17 protein-coding genes are annotated in these 17,593 nt (G+C 42.0%); 7 read left to right on the top strand and 10 right to left on the bottom strand.

Features of this window, described 5'->3' with window-relative positions; genetic code table 11:
• Nucleotides 1-24 precede the first annotated feature (24 nt).
• Genes QUD05_RS17870 through QUD05_RS17860 form a run of 3 tightly spaced genes read left to right on the top strand, consistent with a single transcriptional unit; the run spans nt 25 to nt 4,358 of the window.
• A complete protein-coding gene (locus QUD05_RS17870) occupies nt 25-2,316 on the top strand; it encodes a hypothetical protein (protein ID WP_289797242.1) in 2,292 nt (763 codons plus the stop codon).
• Nucleotides 2,273-2,959: an OmpA family protein gene (locus tag QUD05_RS17865; protein WP_289797241.1), complete on the top strand. Its 687-nt coding sequence runs from the start codon at nt 2,273-2,275 to the stop codon at nt 2,957-2,959. The genes QUD05_RS17870 and QUD05_RS17865 overlap by 44 nt, the downstream gene beginning before the upstream one ends.
• Nucleotides 2,960-2,972: 13 nt before the next feature.
• Complete coding sequence (locus QUD05_RS17860; RefSeq protein ID WP_289797240.1) at nt 2,973-4,358, top strand: EH signature domain-containing protein; 1,386 nt, start codon at nt 2,973-2,975, stop codon at nt 4,356-4,358.
• Between the two features lie 20 nt (nt 4,359-4,378).
• Here the strand turns inward: QUD05_RS17860 and QUD05_RS17855 are convergent, their stop codons facing one another.
• A complete protein-coding gene (locus QUD05_RS17855; protein WP_289797239.1) occupies nt 4,379-4,732 on the bottom strand; it encodes a DUF5615 family PIN-like protein in 354 nt (117 codons plus the stop codon).
• A complete protein-coding gene (locus QUD05_RS17850) occupies nt 4,729-4,965 on the bottom strand; it encodes a DUF433 domain-containing protein (protein ID WP_069068569.1) in 237 nt (78 codons plus the stop codon). Before QUD05_RS17850 ends, QUD05_RS17855 begins: the two co-directional genes overlap by 4 nt.
• A 271-nt stretch (nt 4,966-5,236) precedes the next feature.
• On the opposite strand from QUD05_RS17850, the gene QUD05_RS17845 reads away from it, so the two are divergent.
• A complete protein-coding gene (locus tag QUD05_RS17845) occupies nt 5,237-5,959 on the top strand; it encodes a TerC family protein (protein ID WP_289797238.1) in 723 nt (240 codons plus the stop codon).
• A 123-nt stretch (nt 5,960-6,082) separates the two neighbouring features.
• On the opposite strand, the gene ndk is transcribed toward QUD05_RS17845, so the two are convergent.
• Nucleotides 6,083-6,532 (bottom strand): nucleoside-diphosphate kinase, encoded by a 450-nt coding sequence (ndk, locus tag QUD05_RS17840; protein WP_289797237.1) that lies wholly within the window; start codon nt 6,530-6,532, stop codon nt 6,083-6,085.
• Between the two features lie 231 nt (nt 6,533-6,763).
• On the opposite strand from ndk, the gene speA reads away from it, so the two are divergent.
• The gene (gene speA, locus QUD05_RS17835) at nt 6,764-8,779 is read left to right on the top strand and encodes a biosynthetic arginine decarboxylase (RefSeq protein ID WP_289797236.1); all 2,016 of its coding nucleotides are present in this window, start codon (nt 6,764-6,766) and stop codon (nt 8,777-8,779) included.
• Nucleotides 8,780-8,870: 91 nt separating this feature from the next.
• Here speA and QUD05_RS17830 read toward each other — a convergent pair whose 3' ends face one another.
• The 3 genes from QUD05_RS17830 to QUD05_RS17820 form a co-directional block, all read right to left on the bottom strand.
• Entirely contained in the window at nt 8,871-10,040 is a 1,170-nt protein-coding gene (locus QUD05_RS17830; protein ID WP_289797235.1) for a nucleotidyltransferase family protein, read from the bottom strand.
• Nucleotides 10,041-10,608: 568 nt separating this feature from the next.
• Entirely contained in the window at nt 10,609-11,439 is an 831-nt protein-coding gene (locus QUD05_RS17825; RefSeq protein ID WP_099099244.1) for a segregation/condensation protein A, read from the bottom strand.
• 310 nt (nt 11,440-11,749) lie between these two features.
• Entirely contained in the window at nt 11,750-12,835 is a 1,086-nt protein-coding gene (locus QUD05_RS17820) for an AI-2E family transporter (RefSeq protein ID WP_289797234.1), read from the bottom strand.
• 127 nt (nt 12,836-12,962) lie between these two features.
• Between QUD05_RS17820 and pdxH the strand changes: the two genes are divergently transcribed.
• Nucleotides 12,963-13,607, top strand: coding sequence for a pyridoxamine 5'-phosphate oxidase (gene pdxH, locus QUD05_RS17815; RefSeq protein WP_289797233.1), 645 nt, complete (start codon nt 12,963-12,965; stop codon nt 13,605-13,607).
• Between the two features lie 167 nt (nt 13,608-13,774).
• On the opposite strand, the gene QUD05_RS17810 is transcribed toward pdxH, so the two are convergent.
• From QUD05_RS17810 to QUD05_RS17795, 4 genes are all read right to left on the bottom strand, one after another.
• Nucleotides 13,775-14,392: an FMN-dependent NADH-azoreductase gene (locus tag QUD05_RS17810; protein WP_289797232.1), complete on the bottom strand. Its 618-nt coding sequence runs from the start codon at nt 14,390-14,392 to the stop codon at nt 13,775-13,777.
• A 221-nt stretch (nt 14,393-14,613) separates the two neighbouring features.
• Nucleotides 14,614-15,147, bottom strand: coding sequence for an orotate phosphoribosyltransferase (pyrE, locus tag QUD05_RS17805; protein ID WP_289797231.1), 534 nt, complete (start codon nt 15,145-15,147; stop codon nt 14,614-14,616).
• 82 nt (nt 15,148-15,229) lie between these two features.
• Nucleotides 15,230-16,132 (bottom strand): DUF3153 domain-containing protein, encoded by a 903-nt coding sequence (locus tag QUD05_RS17800; protein ID WP_289797230.1) that lies wholly within the window; start codon nt 16,130-16,132, stop codon nt 15,230-15,232.
• A 172-nt stretch (nt 16,133-16,304) separates the two neighbouring features.
• Nucleotides 16,305-16,847, bottom strand: coding sequence for a tetratricopeptide repeat protein (locus QUD05_RS17795; protein WP_289797228.1), 543 nt, complete (start codon nt 16,845-16,847; stop codon nt 16,305-16,307).
• A 170-nt stretch (nt 16,848-17,017) separates the two neighbouring features.
• Between QUD05_RS17795 and QUD05_RS17790 the strand changes: the two genes are divergently transcribed.
• Entirely contained in the window at nt 17,018-17,416 is a 399-nt protein-coding gene (locus tag QUD05_RS17790) for a hypothetical protein (protein ID WP_289797227.1), read from the top strand.
• Nucleotides 17,417-17,593 lie beyond the last annotated feature (177 nt).

The raw sequence follows: 17,593 nt of genomic DNA, 5'->3' as shown, positions 1-17,593 counted from the left end.
CAAGATCAACAAGAAAGGTGCAGCGTGGAAATAGCAAAAGTTTGGGACATTATTTGGGATAACGAACCTTTTCATTGGGCAACTGCTTTTGTCTTAATAGCCGCAATTATTGTCGAGCTTTGCACACTATTTCAGTATTGGCGCTCAGAGTGTGGCACAACTGGAGCCTCTATTAAATTTTTGAGTAATTTGAAAAATGGTAAAAATGTAAAGCTTTCAAACGAAGTTCGCCAATGGTTAAAAGAGCATTTAGGAACTGATGACTCTAGTAGATTCAGACAAAAAGATGGTAATTTTATACTGATAAAATATCCATCTGTTTTAGCCCACGCCATACCTCGTAGTTCCCTACGCTTCGTGACAACCTTGTGTACTGCCATCGGCGTTTTAGGAACCTTTTATGGTATACAACAGGGACTCCAAGGAATCAATTTATCTACAGAAGATACCAAAGAACTGATGACTGCCAGTAAAGAGTTGCTGGTGGGAATGAAAACAGCCTTTTCCACTTCCTTGATGGGGCTTGGTTCTGGTAGCTTGTTTACTCTAGTTTTGTTTGGGTGTGATTCGCTACGGCAGAAACGGCGCGATAGTTTGCGTCAGAAATTGAAAGCGATCGCAACTTTAAAAACGGCAGATAACGACAACCATGAAGTAGCTGAAGCACTTAGTCTTGTAGCAAAAAACTTGACTGGGTTAAAGCAGCTAAATGCAGAAGGCATTGGTCAAGCTGTAGGTAGGAGTATTGCGGAACAATTCGCAGGTTTAAATCAATTATCAGCCCAAGCTATTGGTCAATCTGTAGGAGAGCAAGTGCAGACTGCTATCCTACCAGCGCTACGAGCAATTTTCAAAGAGCAGCAACAACTTCGACAACTTCAAGAAAATCAGGGGCAGAGAGTTTTAGAAGAACTCATTAAGGATATGCGAGTTCAGGTACTCGAACCGATTGCAGATCGGCTAGATAAAAGTGCGGAGTTAACTCAACAAGCTTCCGAAGCTGTGCTGACTCTGCATAGAGAATTGGGTAGTATATCTCAAAATTTGGCAAGTTCTATCCTGACAATTGAGAAATTTCAAAAAGAAACTTTGGTAGAACTTCAAGGATTTGCTAAGAATTTGGGAGACACTCTCAATCAATTTCAAACAGATACAAAAGGTGTTTTACAACAAACAGCCGACGAAATTAATAGAGCCGTAAACCAAAGTATCCAGGGAATGACAGCCCAGAGAAGTGCTTTTGAAACAAGTGCAGTGCAAGCAGCTGCTACCTTCCGAGGAATTCGAGAGGAACTGCAAACAGCGCTACAAGAACGCGCATCTGTGGAAAAGGAGATGCTTCAAGGATTTGCTAACAATATGGGGCAAACTTTGAGTCAATTCCAAACTGAAACTACGGGAGTTATACAACAAACATCTCACGAAATTAATCGAGCGGTACTTCAGAGTATCGAAGGAATGACAGCCCAGCGAAGTGCTTTTGAAGCCAGTGCAGTACAAGCTGCTGCTACCTTCCGGGGAATTCGAGAGGAACTTCAAACAGCGCTACAAGAACGCGCAACAGTAGAACAACAGATGCTTCAAGCTACTCGGACTGGAATTATCCAAATTCTCACCCAAGCAAATAGAACCTTTCATGAGCAGACTAATACTCTACAAACAGTGGGTAATCAAGCTTCTGGGTTGATGAATGATGCGAAGGATAATCTTCTGGCTACTTTAGGAAATATCGACGCAACACTCACAGCCAACCGCCAAACAGTAGAGGAAGATTTGACAAAATTCCGGCAAGAATATCAAGAGAATTTAAAGAAGTTTTTTCAAGAACAAAACAACTTACTTGAGGGGACACTAGGCAAACAACAGGAAGGATTATCTGGGGTTGTGAACAATCTTGATCAAGTGTTTAGAGAGGAATTTGAAAGACGTAGTAAATTGACTCAAGAAGTAGACGAAAGTATGACTAAAATTCAGGTATCTGTCGAACAAATTAACAAATTAGTTATTGCGGCTGGATTAAACGATTCACAACGACTAATACAACTAGCAAATCTTACTACTGATATTGCCAAGCAAGTGAACATAGTTGACAATTCATACAGAAATTTGAATGAAAAATTTGACAATAGCCTTCAGGCTTGGCAGGGTCATCTTGAAGTTTCTATGCAAAGGACTGTTGACTCACAGTTAAGCTTTTTCCAACAAGCAGATACTTCTATGGCTAGAGTTTGTGGAGGTTTACTAGAGACAGCAAAAGTTCTAGTTGCTGCACATGATAACCGCCAATTTGGTAATGGTGGAAGCAATCATGGATGATTTTATCCGAGGTGAAATTGATGCAGAGATTATAGAGGATGATGACTCTAGTATCTATCTGTCTATTGGCGATCTAATGTCTGGGTTACTAATGTTTTTTGCTTTGCTATTTATCACTGCACTACTCCAGCTTGCAGAAAAGGATGTACCAAAACGGGTAGTAATTGGTAATGTTGTGGGACAGATGAAAAGCAACAATATAAATGTCAAAGTCAACCCGGAAACTGGGGATGTCAGTATTCAAGAATCAATTCTTTTTGCCAAGGGAAGTACAGAACTTAAACAAGAAGGTAAAGCCTTCCTACGCCGCTTTATTCCTGTTTACAGTGGGGTTATTTTCTCAAAACCAGAATTTGAGCAGGAAATTAGCCGCGTAGTTATAGAAGGTCACACTAGCTCAGATGGAGACGATAAAACTAATCTACAACTAAGCTTGTTGAGATCATCATCAGTTTACAACTACATTTTTTATGATATGAATTTCCCTACCAAAGCACCTTTAAGCCAGAAAATATTGGCTGCTGGTCGTGGAGAAATTGAATCTGACAATAAACGTGATAATCCAGGCGATCGCAAGGTACTTTTCCGCTTTCAGTTTCGCAGTGATGAGTTAAAGAAAGATATTGTAAAAACCACTCTTTAAAGGAGCTAAAACATTGAATTCTCAGTTTTACATTCCTTTCCTACCTGAAACTCCCCAGTGTAGTCCTAATCAACTTATTCAACTTGCAAGTAACTTACCAGATGCAACAATATCAATACCAAGTGTTGATAAAGTATTAGAAGCTATTGAACAGGGTAAAGCTGATCGAGTAAGTAAGTTAGATTGGATTTACTGCATCCATGCTAAAGCACAGTGGGATCAGCAAAATATTGACCGATGCAGGAAAACATCAGCAGCCATTTGGAAGGTAGCAATTTCTAATTTATGGTTGCAACATCAGCTATTGTGGCATTTAGCTCTTTATTATAGTGGTCATCAAGAACAGGGATTAGCAAAGTCTCTAGCTGAATCTTTTGATATCTTTGCTAATTCTGACTTAGTTAGTCACCTGCTACCAGTTCAAATTATTCGGGCGCTTTGCAGTAAACAAGCAGGTAGAGAATTAGCAAAAATTGCTTGTGAACAGCGTATTAACCGAACTGAACTTATAAACAAAATCAAAGGAGATTTACCTATTTGGATTCCATTATTCAGCAGATTCATAGAAGATATAACCCCCTATTTTACTACAATTCGCTCTCCAACTCAGCAGCAAGTAAGATGGTTGTTAAGTTGCTTGGATGAAATGTCAGATAGTCAGCAAATAAAAGCTGTTAATCATTTGCTAACTAATGTTTCCAATGATATAGCAAGCAATCATTCTTTACTGGTTGATTGGTTGAGACATAACTATAGAAATGGTGAAAATTGGTATAAACTTTCAGATCCAGCAAGGCAAAGACTTCGAGAGTGGATTGGAGGTATCAATTATGGTGATTTCCAAAAGTTAGTAAATCTCATATTGAACAAGCTGGATTTAGAAAACTTCGAGTCAAATCGGCTATGTAGTCGCAGGGATTTTTGGGCTAATTACAGTAACCGCTTTGAACGGCTTCGTATCTTGTTACCCAAGACATCACAAATTGCCATAGGGTATCAAATCCAAGGTGATGTTGATCTATTAGAGGATGATGGTAGCGATCCAACAGAGGTTTGTATATTCGATTTTGGTGAGTGGTTTGTAGTCGAATTCTTTCGTGGAAGAGGTAGTGAGACGCGCCTGTTTCCGAAAAATTCCAGAAATGAGCAAATCCTTTTTGGTGAATCCACACTTTCAGTCAAACGGATTCGCTGTCTAGGTGGCGATAGACACGATCATGTTTATCTTTGGCAGGTATTTTCCCACGCCTGGCTTGCAGATAAAGGAATTTTGCCTAATCTAGATACCCAGCCTTCCAGAAACCCGACAGTACATCAATTGCAAGAGCGAGAACACAAGTTTGAGCCGTGGAAAAGAGAGATTGAACGTCTAGAACGAGAAGCTAAAGCCTATGTGTGATGTTAGAAATTTTATAGCGACTACTGATGCACAATAATGGTGTCTCGATTTATTTCAATATAGGAATGCTGCTTAAACAANNNAACTAGAGATTGGAAGTTAGCTATAAATAGGGATTCCAATTCTGAGTTATTGATATTTCCTGTCGTTATTAAAAGTAGTTTATAAGGTTGCTGAACTGTTAAAAAAGAGTTGACAAAATCCACGTGTTTGGTAATTAAAATTCGATTTTGTGANATTGATATGGTATTAATCTCATTATCTGGCGTAGCATTTTCCCGTGGTAAGTCTCTGGTGTGGATCGTGTCATAACCTGAAGTTTTGAGAAAACGGGCAAGACGAACTGGTAACTGAGCATCGACAATAAATTTCATGAGGCGATTCGATGAATGCTTTTGACTTGGCTAAGTCGAGCGGCAAATAACAAGACAGCCAAAATATCTTTAGATTCTAAATCGTCATAATCTGCCAATATTTCCTCAGTAGTCATGCCAGAACTGAGCAGTTCCAAAATAAACTCAACTGGATAACGAAGTCCTCGAATACAGGGTTTACCGTGGCAGATATTTGGATTATGAGTGATGCGTTGTAGAAGTGTGTTATCCATAAATTCTTACCATATTTTTGTTCTCATCTTCTAATTCTAGATGCGAACTGACAGCAGTCCATTGCGATCGCACNNNCTAGATGTTAAAACTTTGAATGTATTGACTTATACGCAAATTATCCCATTTGTACTGNNNTCGCACACATTTAACTCTCTTCAAAATGCACCACAAGCACGTTAAGCTGAATTAGAGTGGCAATTTATTGCGCTTTTTAACATGAAAATCTCTGTTCTTGTCAAATTTTAATTTTTTCTGCTTGAGAAACTCGGAATGCTAGACCAAATTTTTGATTACCTCGACTTTCATTTCAGCCTTGAAGCACTTATAGTTCTGGCGATCCTGGTGCTTTTAGAGGCGCTGTTATCTGCCGACAATGCCATCGCCCTGGCTGCGATCGCTAGGGGGCTGGAAGACAAAGAACTTGAGCGTAAAGCTTTGAACTTTGGTTTAGTCGTTGCCTATGTGCTGCGAATCAGCCTGATTCTCACTGCCACTTGGGTACAACAATTCTGGCAATTTGAATTATTGGGCGCTGCTTATCTGCTTTGGTTGGTATTCCAACACTTTACCTCGGAAGAATCCAAGGACGATCACCATCANCGGGCGCGGTTTAATTCATTGTTGCAAGCGATACCTGTGATTGCATTTACAGATTTGGCATTTTCTTTGGATAGCGTGACAACTGCGATCGCAGTTTCTCAAGAAAAATGGCTAGTGTTAACGGGTGCAACAATTGGTATTATTACGCTGCGATTCATGGCGGGATTGTTTATTCGTTGGCTAGACGAATACGAAAATTTAGAAGACGCAGGCTATGTAACTGTAGCGTTCGTGGGCTTACGCCTGTTGTTGAAAGTGGTGAACGATAGTTTAGTTCCCCCAGAATGGATCATGATTACTGCCATCTTCCTGATTTTAGGCTGGGGATTTTCTAAGCGCGTTAGTACTGAATTACCCCAAATAGAAGCGGAAAAGAGCGAAGTCTCTAAGTAAGTGAGGAGGAAGGGAGAGTGGGGAGTTAGGAGTGAGGAGTGAGGAGTTAGGAGTTATTAATTAATTATTATGAGTTTTTAACTTTTAACTCCTAACTCCTAACTTTTAACTCCTAACTTCCCCTTACTCGTGCAACCAAGGCGTTAAGTGTGGTTGCCAACTGACCAATTCTTCATCCTTAAACCACAGGGCAATTTCCTGTTGCGCGGTTTCTGGAGCATCAGAACCGTGGATTAAGTTGCGACCAATATTTAGTCCAAAATCGCCGCGAATTGTTCCTGGCTCTGCTGTTAAGGGATTTGTCGCCCCAATAATTTTTCTAGCAGATGCAATAACACCATCACCTTCCCATACCATCGCTACCACTGGGCTAGAAGTGATAAATTCCACTAGACCACCAAAAAAGGGACGTTCTCGGTGAACGCCATAGTGTTGTTCAGCCAGTTCCCGACTGACTTTTAGTAACTTTAAACCAACCAGGGTAAAACCTTTGGTTTCAAAGCGACGGATAATTTCACCTACTAATCCCCGCTGGACTCCATCAGGCTTAATTGCTAAAAATGTGCGCTCCATTACGATCTCCCAAAGCTTAATAAAGTTTTTATCTAGTCAATTGTCCTTTGTTCTTTGTCCTTTGTCTAAGGGTTTTGCACTCTTGACTAATGACTAGCGACTAATCACTAATGACACAAGACTCTTGACCAATCAGAGTTTATCTCAGAAATTATCTTTGGGTGCATATACGTTCCCAGATGAATGCGTTAAATTGTTAACTCGTGGGTGAAAAACAGAGGTTAGGAAGAAATGGGTGTTGAGTCAACTGCTACATCTGACGAGGTGGTACAAGTACCGTCCAATGGACAAAAAGAAGTGAAAAATCATAAGCACAAAAAACTGTTACCACCGAGTCCTACCACAGGAGATTTACCTCGCTCCTGGAAAATTGAGGATAGCGAAGCCTTGTACCGCATTGAAGGATGGGGACAACCTTATTTTTCCATTAGCGCTGCGGGTCACGTTACCGTGGCACCCAAGGGCGATCGCGGGGGTTCTCTTGACTTGTTTGAATTGGTCAACTCCATGAAACAGCGCAACTTGGGACTTCCCATGTTGATTCGCTTTTCCGATATTTTGGAAGACCGGATTGAGCGGTTGAATGCTTGTTTTGCTAAAGCGATCGCTCGTTATAATTACCCTGGTGTCTACCGTGGCGTGTTTCCCGTCAAATGCAATCAAGAACGGCATTTGATTGAGGATTTAGTGAAATTTGGCAAACCCCATCAATTTGGTTTAGAAGCCGGTTCCAAGCCAGAATTAATGATTGCTTTGGCTGTGTTGGATACACCAGGAGCATTGTTAGTTTGTAACGGCTACAAAGACCGAGAATACATCGAAACGGCAATGTTAGCCCAAAGACTAGGGCAAACACCAATTATCGTCTTAGAACAGATTGAAGAAGTTGATTTGGTAATTGATGCCAATCGTCAGTTAGGTATTAAACCAATATTAGGTGTTCGTGCTAAACTCAGTACCCAAGGCATGGGACGTTGGGGAACCTCTAGTGGCGATCGCGCTAAATTTGGTTTGACAATGCCTGAAGTAATAGAGGCTGTTGACAAGTTACGGGAAGCTAACCTGCTCGATTCTTTGCAGTTGATGCACTTCCATATCGGCTCACAAATCTCTGCCATCAATGTGATTAAAGATGCTATCCAAGAAGCCAGCCGCATTTATGTGGAATTGGCAATGCTGGGAGCAGATATGAAATACCTTGATGTTGGTGGCGGCTTGGGCGTAGATTACGATGGCTCCCAAACCAACTTCTATGCATCGAAAAATTACAACATGCAGAACTATGCCAACGACATCGTGGCAGAGTTAAAAGATACCTGTGCAGAGCGGCAAATTCCCGTACCAACACTGATTAGTGAAAGTGGACGAGCGATCGCTTCCCATCAGTCGGTGCTGATTTTCGACGTTCTCAGTACTAGTGATGTCCCTCTCGACAACCCAGAACCTCCACAAGAGGGAGAATCCCCGATTATTAATTATCTTTGGGAAACTTACCAATCCATTAACAAAGAGAATTATCAGGAGTTCTACCACGACGCTGCACAATTCAAAGAAGAAGCCATCAGCCGCTTCAACTTAGGAATTTTACGCCTCAGAGAACGAGCCAAAGCCGAACGCCTCTACTGGGCTTGTTGTCAAAAAATTCTTACCATCACTAGACAGCAAGAATACGTACCCGATGAACTGGAAGACTTAGAAAAAATCATGGCTTCCATCTACTACGTGAATATGTCAGTGTTCCAATCAGCACCAGATTGTTGGGCGATCGATCAACTATTCCCGATCATGCCAATCCACCGCTTAGATGAAGAACCAACACGGCGGGGAATTTTGGCAGACCTCACCTGCGACAGTGATGGTAAAATCGACCGCTTTATTGACCTGCGCGATGTCAAGTCGGTTTTAGAACTACACACCTATAAGCCTGGAGAACCCTATTATTTGGGAATGTTTTTGAATGGAGCTTACCAAGAAATCATGGGCAATTTGCACAACCTGTTTGGCGACACCAACGCCGTTCACATCCAATTAACCCCCAAAGGCTACCAAATTGAACACGTTGTCAAAGGTGACACCATGAGTGAAGTAGTAAGCTACGTCCAGTATGATTCCGAAGATATGGTGGAAAACATTCGCCAGCGTTGCGAGAAAGCATTAGAAGAAAAACGCATCACCCTAGCAGAATCTCAACGACTACTGCAAACCTACGAGCAGAGTCTTAGAAGATACACCTACTTAAATAGTTAGGAGTTAGGAGTGAAGAGTTAGGAATAAAGTTAAGAGTTAGAAGTGAAGAGTGAAACACAAAATAATAACTCCTAACTCCTAACTCCTAACTTTAATTTACGTTCGTCCCCAACAATTCCTCTATCGCTTGTCGTTCAACAGGGGTATGTGATGGTGGTGTCTGGCGGGCATCAGTAATCAGCCAGTCTAAAGCAGCAGCTTGAACATCGATCGCAGCGCCAGTTTTATCTACGCAATAACGTCCAAATACCAGCTTATCGACTAACCGGACTCCAGGACCCAAGCGCGACCATTCAAAAATCACGCTGTTTTCCACTGTTGCGCCACTACAAATCCAACAATTGGGGCCAATCATTGCTGGCCCGACAATTTTAGCTCCGTCTTCGATTCTCGTCATCCCGCCAATGTAAACGGGGCCTGTAATATCCACCTTGTCCCAATTGACGGCGACATTTAAGCCCGTGTAGATGCCGGGGGCGACTTCATGACCAGGAATTTGGACATTTTTGATTTCACCCAGCAGGACACCGCGAATCGCCCGCCAATAGTCTGGGACTTTACCAATATCTACCCATTCAAAGTCCATAGGAATGGCGTAAAAGGGGGCTTTGATTTCTACCAATTTGGGAAACAATTGGCTACCAATGTCATATTCAACATCAGAGGGAATATAGTTAAAAACTTCTGGCTCAAAGATATAAATACCTGTGTTGATGTTGGTGCTGAGGGCTTCTTCAGTTGAAGGTTTTTCTTGGAAAGCTTTGACACGACCATCTTCGTCAGTCACAACCACACCATAGCTAGAAACTTCTTCCTTGGGGACAGATTTAGTGATAATGGTAGCGATCGAGCCTTTAGCTCTATGCCATTTAACCGCCGCAGTTAAATCTAAATCAATCAAAGCATCACCGCACAAAACCACAAAGGTATCATCAAAAAAGGGTGAGAAGTCTTGGATACGCCGCATTCCTCCAGCTGAACCTATCGCTTCTCCCTCCAGTTTACCCTCGTCATTAATTTTCCCTTCAAACGAATAGGCAATCTGCACCCCAAACCGCTGACCATCACGGAAATAGTTTTCTATTTCCTCAGCCAAATGACTAACATTGACCATAATTTGGTCAAATCCATGTTGGCGTAACAGTTCCAGCAAAAACTCCATCACTGGCTTTTGCAGGATGGGAATCATTGGTTTGGGAATTGTATAGGTAATCGGACGCACGCGAGTACCCTTGCCAGCCGCGAGAATCATCGCTTTCATAAAAATTTATCCCTCAACCACAAGCCAGTTTACTTTCATCGAGTGATACTTAATCATCAGTTTTTATTTCTTCTCTAAGTCATCCCCCAGAATAGGGATAACAGGAATTTAATGGTTATTACAACCATCGATATACTTAGATGACAAGCGATCGCTTATCTTTTCAATTTACTCGGATTTTGGGGCTGAATCAAAAATCTATGACAATGTAGGCAGCAGCTATGCTGGAGCCAGGAGGAAAATCCCATAAAATAAATTCCTATTTTTCTCACAAGGAGGCCTGAAATCTTGATGCCAAGGACTCACGGATCACATATAAACAGTTTTTACCTCCGCCTCCTACCTGGTTGTTGAGTTTCGACTACGCGGCAGTTGAGCGTAGTCGAAACACTGCCTCCTGCCTTTCTTAGAGAAAATCTGTAGGACTATAACTACTTTTGACTTTCTTAGTACAGCTTTGCCTAAGTTCGTAGCGAATAGACTCAAAGAAACTTTGCGCTACTCTGCGCTATACTTTGCGCCCTCTGCGTTTAAACTTAAACCCTCAATTTGCTACAAATTTACGGACTTAGTTCATCGGATTCTCAAAAGGTTTGCCGATATGAGCTGAATCTCTAATTAAGCGAATTTTAATTTCATGATAAAAATCCTCTTGAAATAGCTCTACTTTTGATTGAGCTGAGAGTAATAGTAATGCCCAGAAAACGCTAACTAGATTACTGTGTTCAGACTCATGTCCAGACCCATTTTGCTTGAAAAGCTTTGTCTTAGTCCACAATTCTACAAGTTGTTCTAAATTCACCCAATTGTGTTCTAAACTTAGCTCTCTTGCCGACAATTTCAACACCTGCTCCAGTTCTCCAGCAACTTCTGTCAGATTTTCCTGGTGAGCTAACTCCAGCGCCTCCCGCATACTTTGGACGCTAGGTTGACGCCTAGGACGGATAGGTTTGCTGACTTTTTCTACTAGCTTCAGCTGGTTCGCCATAATCTGCAATTGCTCGATTAACTCTTGCAGAGTCACCCGGCGCTTTGGTGGCGGCATTGCCGCTGGACGACGACGCAATTGCCGTTCTAATGGTAGACGATGACCCTGATGTAATACACCGTCTTCACCTTCTAAAAGGGCATCATCTTCTATACCATCTTGTGCATCTCCGACTGTTGACAATTGCATCAAGGTATTGGCTTTGAATAATACCAACATTGATGCTGATAAAAATGCCTGTCCAGATTGAGACAAGTCCGCTTCATAGCCTCTTGTTATTGCCCCTGGTGCCATCAGTTCTAAATAGCGGTCAATCACCTCAATCACTTGGACATCCCAAGGATCAATTTCACCCTGCTCGGCTTGGTAAATCAAAAATGTGATTGTTTCTAACAGCTCGGAAGCTTCCATCAACAGGTTCTAAGTTAATTAATGAGAATCAAAAGACTGTAAATTCAACACTAAACTAATTGACTATTGGCAAAGCGTGTACTGTATATATTCGCTTGCGCTTCTTTTATTCAGAAATTGCCTGCTGGCAGTATCCTCTAAAATTTGTAATCGATCACCATTGTGAATTGTGATATTGGATTGTGCAACTTTTGAGTTGGGCATTGGACAGGAGAAGAGACAAGGTAGACAAGGAAGAGAGAGAAGACAAGGGAGAAACTTGTTCAATAATTCCCCCTTGTCCCCTTGTCTCCCCTGCTCCTCTGCTACCTTAATCAGGAGGAGGATCGTGACCAATAGTGACAGTTGAGACAAAATCACTTGGCTTACCGCTCTTAATAGCATCGAAAGTGCCTTTAATGGTACCAGCAATGGGAACAGCAACAAGTGTCCCTAATAACCCAGCAATCTCAAATCCCATCAAAATAGCCACAAAAATCCAGATAGGATTCAGTCCGATAAAATTGCCGAGTAACCTGGGAGCTAACAAGTTATCTTTAAGCTGCTGCATGAGAATTGCCGCGATCGCAACTTGAACTGCTAACCACCAATTTTGTAGTAGTACTAAAATTGTCACCAGACCAATACCCAGAGATGCCCCAATAAAGGGAATGAGTTCTGAGATACCGATTAATATGGCAAACAACAGGGCAAAGGGCACTTTCATCACTAAGAAAATTGGTGTCAGGGTTAGCACCATGAACAGTCCTAGTAACAACTGGCTGAGGAAAAAGTTCTGGAAGTTTAGGCGCAAGGATGTGGTAAGGGGATCTCCAATGTTAGAAGGCAAAAGATTGATCAGACCATACCAGACGCGATCGCCATATAAAAGCATATAAAATGCAAGCACGATAACTAACACTACGTTAAGTAATCCTGACAGCAGTGTGCCAGCAAACCCCACTGCCCCAGAAGCTAGCTGCTGCACTAGATTCTGAATGTTGGCATTGATTTGACTGCTCACAACCCTCAGATCAATTGGCAAACGTCGTTGTTTTGCTAGCATCTCATACTGCTCTAAGTTTGCTTGACTGGCGGTTAACCAGTCAGGGATTTTATTTAACAGTTGGATTGTTTGGTCAATGATCAACGGTACTAGGGTCACGCCCAGAATACCAAGCAGGGTTAATGTTGCCAGTAAAACTATGATCACCGCCTGAGTGCGGGTGATCTGGGCACGTTCAAAGAACTTAACCGGGTAATTTAAAAAAAAAGCCAGAATCGTTGCAATGCTCAATACAGTAATAGGATGCTGGAAATAGCGAAAAAGCACAGACAGCAACCAGACATTAAGAGCGATAATGGGACCGCTCAGACCATAAATTAACAAGCGTTGAAGGGAGGCTGAACGGCGCATCTGACGCAACCTATTTTAGATATTTATTCAGAGAATTTGTAAAATTCTTGATGGCACTGATTATCATCATAGATATTTTTGACAAAGATATATATAAGCGTATCTGATAGCAAGGAAACAAATCACAATGGACAAAACGGTAGCTGACCTTCGCAAAGACTACACCTTGGAAGGTTTAAGCGAACTCGAAGTAGAACTCAATCCTTTTATCCAATTTAAAAAATGGTTCGATCAGGCACTAGCAGCACAACTCCCCGAACCCAATGCCATGACTATTGCTACAGCCACACCAGACGGTAAGCCCTCAGCTAGAATGGTGCTGCTCAAGGATTTTGATGAACGGGGCTTTGCCTTCTTCACAAACTACAACAGCCACAAAGCACAACAACTGGCAGAAAATCCCCAGGCGGCTTTAGTTTTTTGGTGGGCAGAACTGGAACGTCAAGTCCGAATTTCGGGGTATGTGGAGAAAGTTTCCGAAACTGAATCTGACCAGTATTTTGAAAGTCGCCCTGCCAAAAGTCGCTTGGGTGCGTGGGTATCTAATCAAAGCGAGGTGATAGAAAGCCGAGAAGTTCTTGAGCGACGCGTGCAGGAATTCCAGGGCAAATATGAAAATCAGGAGATTCCTCGGCCGCCTCATTGGGGAGGCTTACGAGTGATCCCCACAGAAATTGAGTTTTGGCAAGGACGCCCTAGCCGTCTGCATGATCGCTTACTCTATAGCCGTTTAGATAATAGCACTTGGAAAATTGAGCGATTGTCACCCTGAAGAAGAGGCAAGGGGGCAGGGGAGCAGGGGAGCAGGGGAGCAGGGGAGCAGGGGAAAAAGTNNNAGGGAAAAGGGAAAAGGAATAAATNNNTCTTTCCCCTTTTCCCCTTACCCCTTTCCCTTTCCCCATACCCAATGCCCAATTCCCAATGCCCCGCANTCACATATTACCACTGGGCGATCGCATCTTGAATTGCTGCTCTTGCTTCTGATAGAGATTGGGTACGGGCATCACCTTCATTCAGGCTATTAGCGTTAATAAATTGAATGTCTGTAAGCCCAATAAAGCCGAAAATTGCCCGCAGGTAGGGTTCTTGGAAGTCATAGGCAACGAAAGGAGATGTCGCGCTAAAGTCACCACCGCGAGCGGTAATAATAACCGCTTTTTTGCCCTCGACTAACCCTTTAAAACCTTGAGCTTCTATTGCAACAGTTCGGTTAATGCGAACAATTTGGTCGATATAAGCCTTAAAAGTGGAAGGTATATTAAAGTTATACATTGGCACTCCAAAGACGTAGCGATCGGCTGCCAAAAACTCATCAACCAGTTCGTTAGAAATCCTAAGTGCCTCAGTTAATTCTGGGGTATGGGTTTCTGGTGGTGAAAATGCCGCCGCAATCCAAGCTTCATCAACGTGAGGAACTGGGTGACGCCCTATATCTCGATAGGCGATCGCATCTTCAGGATGCGCTGCTTTCCAAGCACTGACGAATTCTTTGGATAATTCTCTGGAGTGCGATCGTTCACCACGGGGACTGGAATCAATATGTAGAATGTTTACCACCAAATATCTCCTGATTAACTAGGATTTACTGCTTTTACTTTCTTTGAGTCTCTATTTCAAAGCATTACATCAGATACTAAAAGTAACTAGTTACTAAAGTAAAGTAGTTACTTTGTGGTAACTACTAGATAATTTTGGCTAACTTATCGATGTCTGCTTCTACAAATCCTGATGCTTGCCCAATAAGTATTTTGATGTCCAAGATATTTTGATTGTGGGCTTCAAGACAATTCCATCCACACTGAAAGATCCTCCATATCAAATAGAGGAAGTTTTTGAATACCAGCTTTTTCGAGGCTGTTGTCTTTTGTACTTCCGCGCCAAATTACGCAGAGTACGAAGTCCACGATCGCTCCCTCATTACGTAATGCTTCGGTACTTTTTACAACCTGACCACCTGTTGTAATCACGTCTTCAATGATACACAATTTTTTCCCTTGGATATCAATTCCTTCTGCTAGCTTCTCAGTACCATATTCTTTTTTTGTCTTCCGAACAAAGACAACTGGTAATTCAACTTCTAATGAAATTGCTGTTGCTAAAGGAACTCCTCCTAATTCCAGTCCGGCTAAAATTTCCGTGTCTGGTGGAATCTTTTTGACCATTTCTTTAGCTAACTGCTTCAGTAACAAAGGATTAGATTCAAACTGATATTTATCAAAGTAATGGTCAGATATCTGACCAGAACGTAACCGAAACTCGCCTTTCAAATAGGAAACACGAACAATTTCTTTGGCTAATTCGCTATGACTCATTTTTACAAAAAGCTGGGGAAAAGGCAGAAAAGCCGATGGAAAAGGCATCGGCTTCGCTAACAATATTCAACAAATGAATAGTCTACTGTTCCTGGATGGCTGCCGCTTTTGGAGGAAACTGAACTCTAGGATCTGGCATAAAATTGTATCTCAAGTACAATCCTCCCGAAACAAACAGGATAATTAACAACCCACCAATTCCAAGGGGGCTAGGAAGCCAGAAAACTGCTTCTATGTGATTTAGCTCACCAGGCTGGAGTTTCCACACTAATTGATTGCCATTTTTTTCTGGCTCAATTGCAGTTTCAGTTAGTTGAATATTTTTGGCTCCCCAAGGAGTCTTTAAGCTAAATTCCAAATCGAGAATTGAACCAGCATTCGCCAGAACATTACCTTTACTGGCAATTAGAGAGAGCGATCGCAAATCCAAATCATAAATTAACCGATTTCGGACTAAAAGTAAAAAATTATTCTGCTCTAAAAGCACATTTGATTCAATTTTCGGCAGTTCTGAGCCAGATTCGCTCTGCACAGACTCAGAGGGTTGATTTGCACGGGAGTTAAAGAATTCGTTGAACTTCTCTTGCAATTCCGTACCATTGCTAAAAGGAATTGTGACGATGATTTCTTCTTGGGAAACTCGCTGTGCTTTACCATCAAGTTGACGGGCGCGGCGCTCTATGCTCTTTAACCATTCGTACACCGAATCGCCACTAAAACTCGTTAGCCGTTCTCCCAACTTAATATGCTGTACTAATTCGCCACTATTTGAGTTGTCAAAATTAAGCCCGACATCGTACTTCACACAGCCAGTCAGTAGCAAGGATGTTAATATCACGAGCCACAGAATAGGATTTCGCATGGGAAAGACTCGGTGCATTCGATTTCGACCATTGAGTGGTGAGAGAAATTTTATCTTTGCCAACACAAAACTAAATGGTCTGACTAACAACAAGAAAATCTTTCCGAAAATTGAAGAATTCATAACTATAAATCTCCCCAAAAGTCAAACTTTTTAACCAATCTTGACTTCTTAGTATTGTTTGAGATTCCTGGAATACCATTTTGATTTCTCTGAGACTGGGTAAGAAAATATGAGTAAGATTTGGATCTGAATCTTCATTCAAATCTTCCCAGTCCCCAATCCAAAATTGTTATCAGCCAGGAGTTCCTGAAAAATTCAACCATACCAAGTACGAGATAGTTAAACCAATGGCAATTAGCGCCACCCAGATAAAGCGATTATCTCTGGTATTGACCTGACTGAGGTCAACGAATTCTGGCTCGGCAGGTTTTGGCTTTTGCTCCCCAGAAGATTTTGGAGACTTAGCAGGTACAGAAATTTTGAGTTCATTATCGGCTAATGCACCTAAATCGGGGATTTCGGTCATCCATTCGCTGGGTCTTTTCAGCTTTGGTGCTTTTAAGATATAAAGCATCTGCCGCGCTTGTTTGCTAATTTCAAAATGGGCGTGGCGTTTGAGTCTTTCGCAAAGAGCGATCGCATCATCCGTGCGTCCAGCCGCTTCATAAGCTGTTACTAGATGAATTTCTACTTCGCCCCCAAGACGAGAATTACGAGCTAACAGAGCGCTGGCCTTTTCTAAATTTTCTACGGCTTCACGGTATTGCCCATTCTCAAAGGCAACTTTCCCATTCTGGTAGCGGGTTTTAGCAATTTCTAAACTTTCTGTACTCACGTCTTATACAAAAATTAGCACTATTTTCATTTTGCCAATGCCAGCAATCTTTTTGGAATCTTTTCAAAAGCTGGCAATTTGAAAGTGGATAAACTTCTAAAATTTTAAGTAAGTAGCTGCGACTATTTTCTGATTAAAAATTCCGGTATCAAATGCAGGTGAGCAAAATTATGTTGAAAATAAAGCATTCGCAACTGAATTGGCTCCTAGCAGGTATGACTTTAGCAGTGATTGGTGTAACGATTGCTCCAGTTTCCGCCCAACGTGCGATCGTGAATGATGGTAGTTATGGAGTCAGGCGATCGTCGCCTTCTGTGGGTTCCTTTATTTATGGTAGTCCGATTCCTACGCCTATGCCTGTAGACCCAACAACGGGACTAATGCCACAACGCAATCATTACCGCGATTATTCCTATCCCCAATTCAGGCAAAATATCAGAAATTCCACCCTGATTAATCCGACAATTCGAGATTCAACCCTAGTTAATCCGGTAATTATCAATAATTCATGGCGTCGTACACCATTTAGCGGCGGGCGATCGCGGGTTATTATTACCTATCCCCGTTAGCAAGCAGAGGGGCAGGGGAGCAGGGGAGCAGGGGAGGTGAATAGACTTCTTGGCATTTGTCGGGGTAAAGGGGAAAGGGAAAAGGGTAAAAAAACTCAAAATCCTTTCCCTTTAACCTTTACCCTTTTCCCTAAGAGTGCAAAAACATATTTTTGCAAGAGGTCTAATATCAAAGAC

The sequence above is a fragment of the Nostoc sp. GT001 genome, assembly GCF_030382115.1.
GTDB lineage: Bacteria > Cyanobacteriota > Cyanobacteriia > Cyanobacteriales > Nostocaceae > Nostoc.
This window is presented reverse-complemented; position numbering and strand designations above follow the sequence as displayed.

Coding starts and splice junctions, on each gene's coding strand:
- QUD05_RS17865 (WP_289797241.1), top strand. CDS start 2,273: ATGATAACCGCCAATTTGGTAATGGTGGAAGCAATCATGGATGATTTT.
- QUD05_RS17850 (WP_069068569.1), bottom strand. CDS start 4,965: ATGGATAACACACTTCTACAACGCATCACTCATAATCCAAATATCTGC.
- ndk (WP_289797237.1), bottom strand. CDS start 6,532: ATGGAGCGCACATTTTTAGCAATTAAGCCTGATGGAGTCCAGCGGGGA.
- speA (WP_289797236.1), top strand. CDS start 6,764: ATGGGTGTTGAGTCAACTGCTACATCTGACGAGGTGGTACAAGTACCG.
- QUD05_RS17830 (WP_289797235.1), bottom strand. CDS start 10,040: ATGAAAGCGATGATTCTCGCGGCTGGCAAGGGTACTCGCGTGCGTCCG.
- QUD05_RS17825 (WP_099099244.1), bottom strand. CDS start 11,439: ATGGAAGCTTCCGAGCTGTTAGAAACAATCACATTTTTGATTTACCAA.
- QUD05_RS17820 (WP_289797234.1), bottom strand. CDS start 12,835: ATGCGCCGTTCAGCCTCCCTTCAACGCTTGTTAATTTATGGTCTGAGC.
- pdxH (WP_289797233.1), top strand. CDS start 12,963: ATGGACAAAACGGTAGCTGACCTTCGCAAAGACTACACCTTGGAAGGT.
- pyrE (WP_289797231.1), bottom strand. CDS start 15,147: ATGAGTCATAGCGAATTAGCCAAAGAAATTGTTCGTGTTTCCTATTTG.
- QUD05_RS17800 (WP_289797230.1), bottom strand. CDS start 16,132: ATGAATTCTTCAATTTTCGGAAAGATTTTCTTGTTGTTAGTCAGACCA.
- QUD05_RS17790 (WP_289797227.1), top strand. CDS start 17,018: ATGTTGAAAATAAAGCATTCGCAACTGAATTGGCTCCTAGCAGGTATG.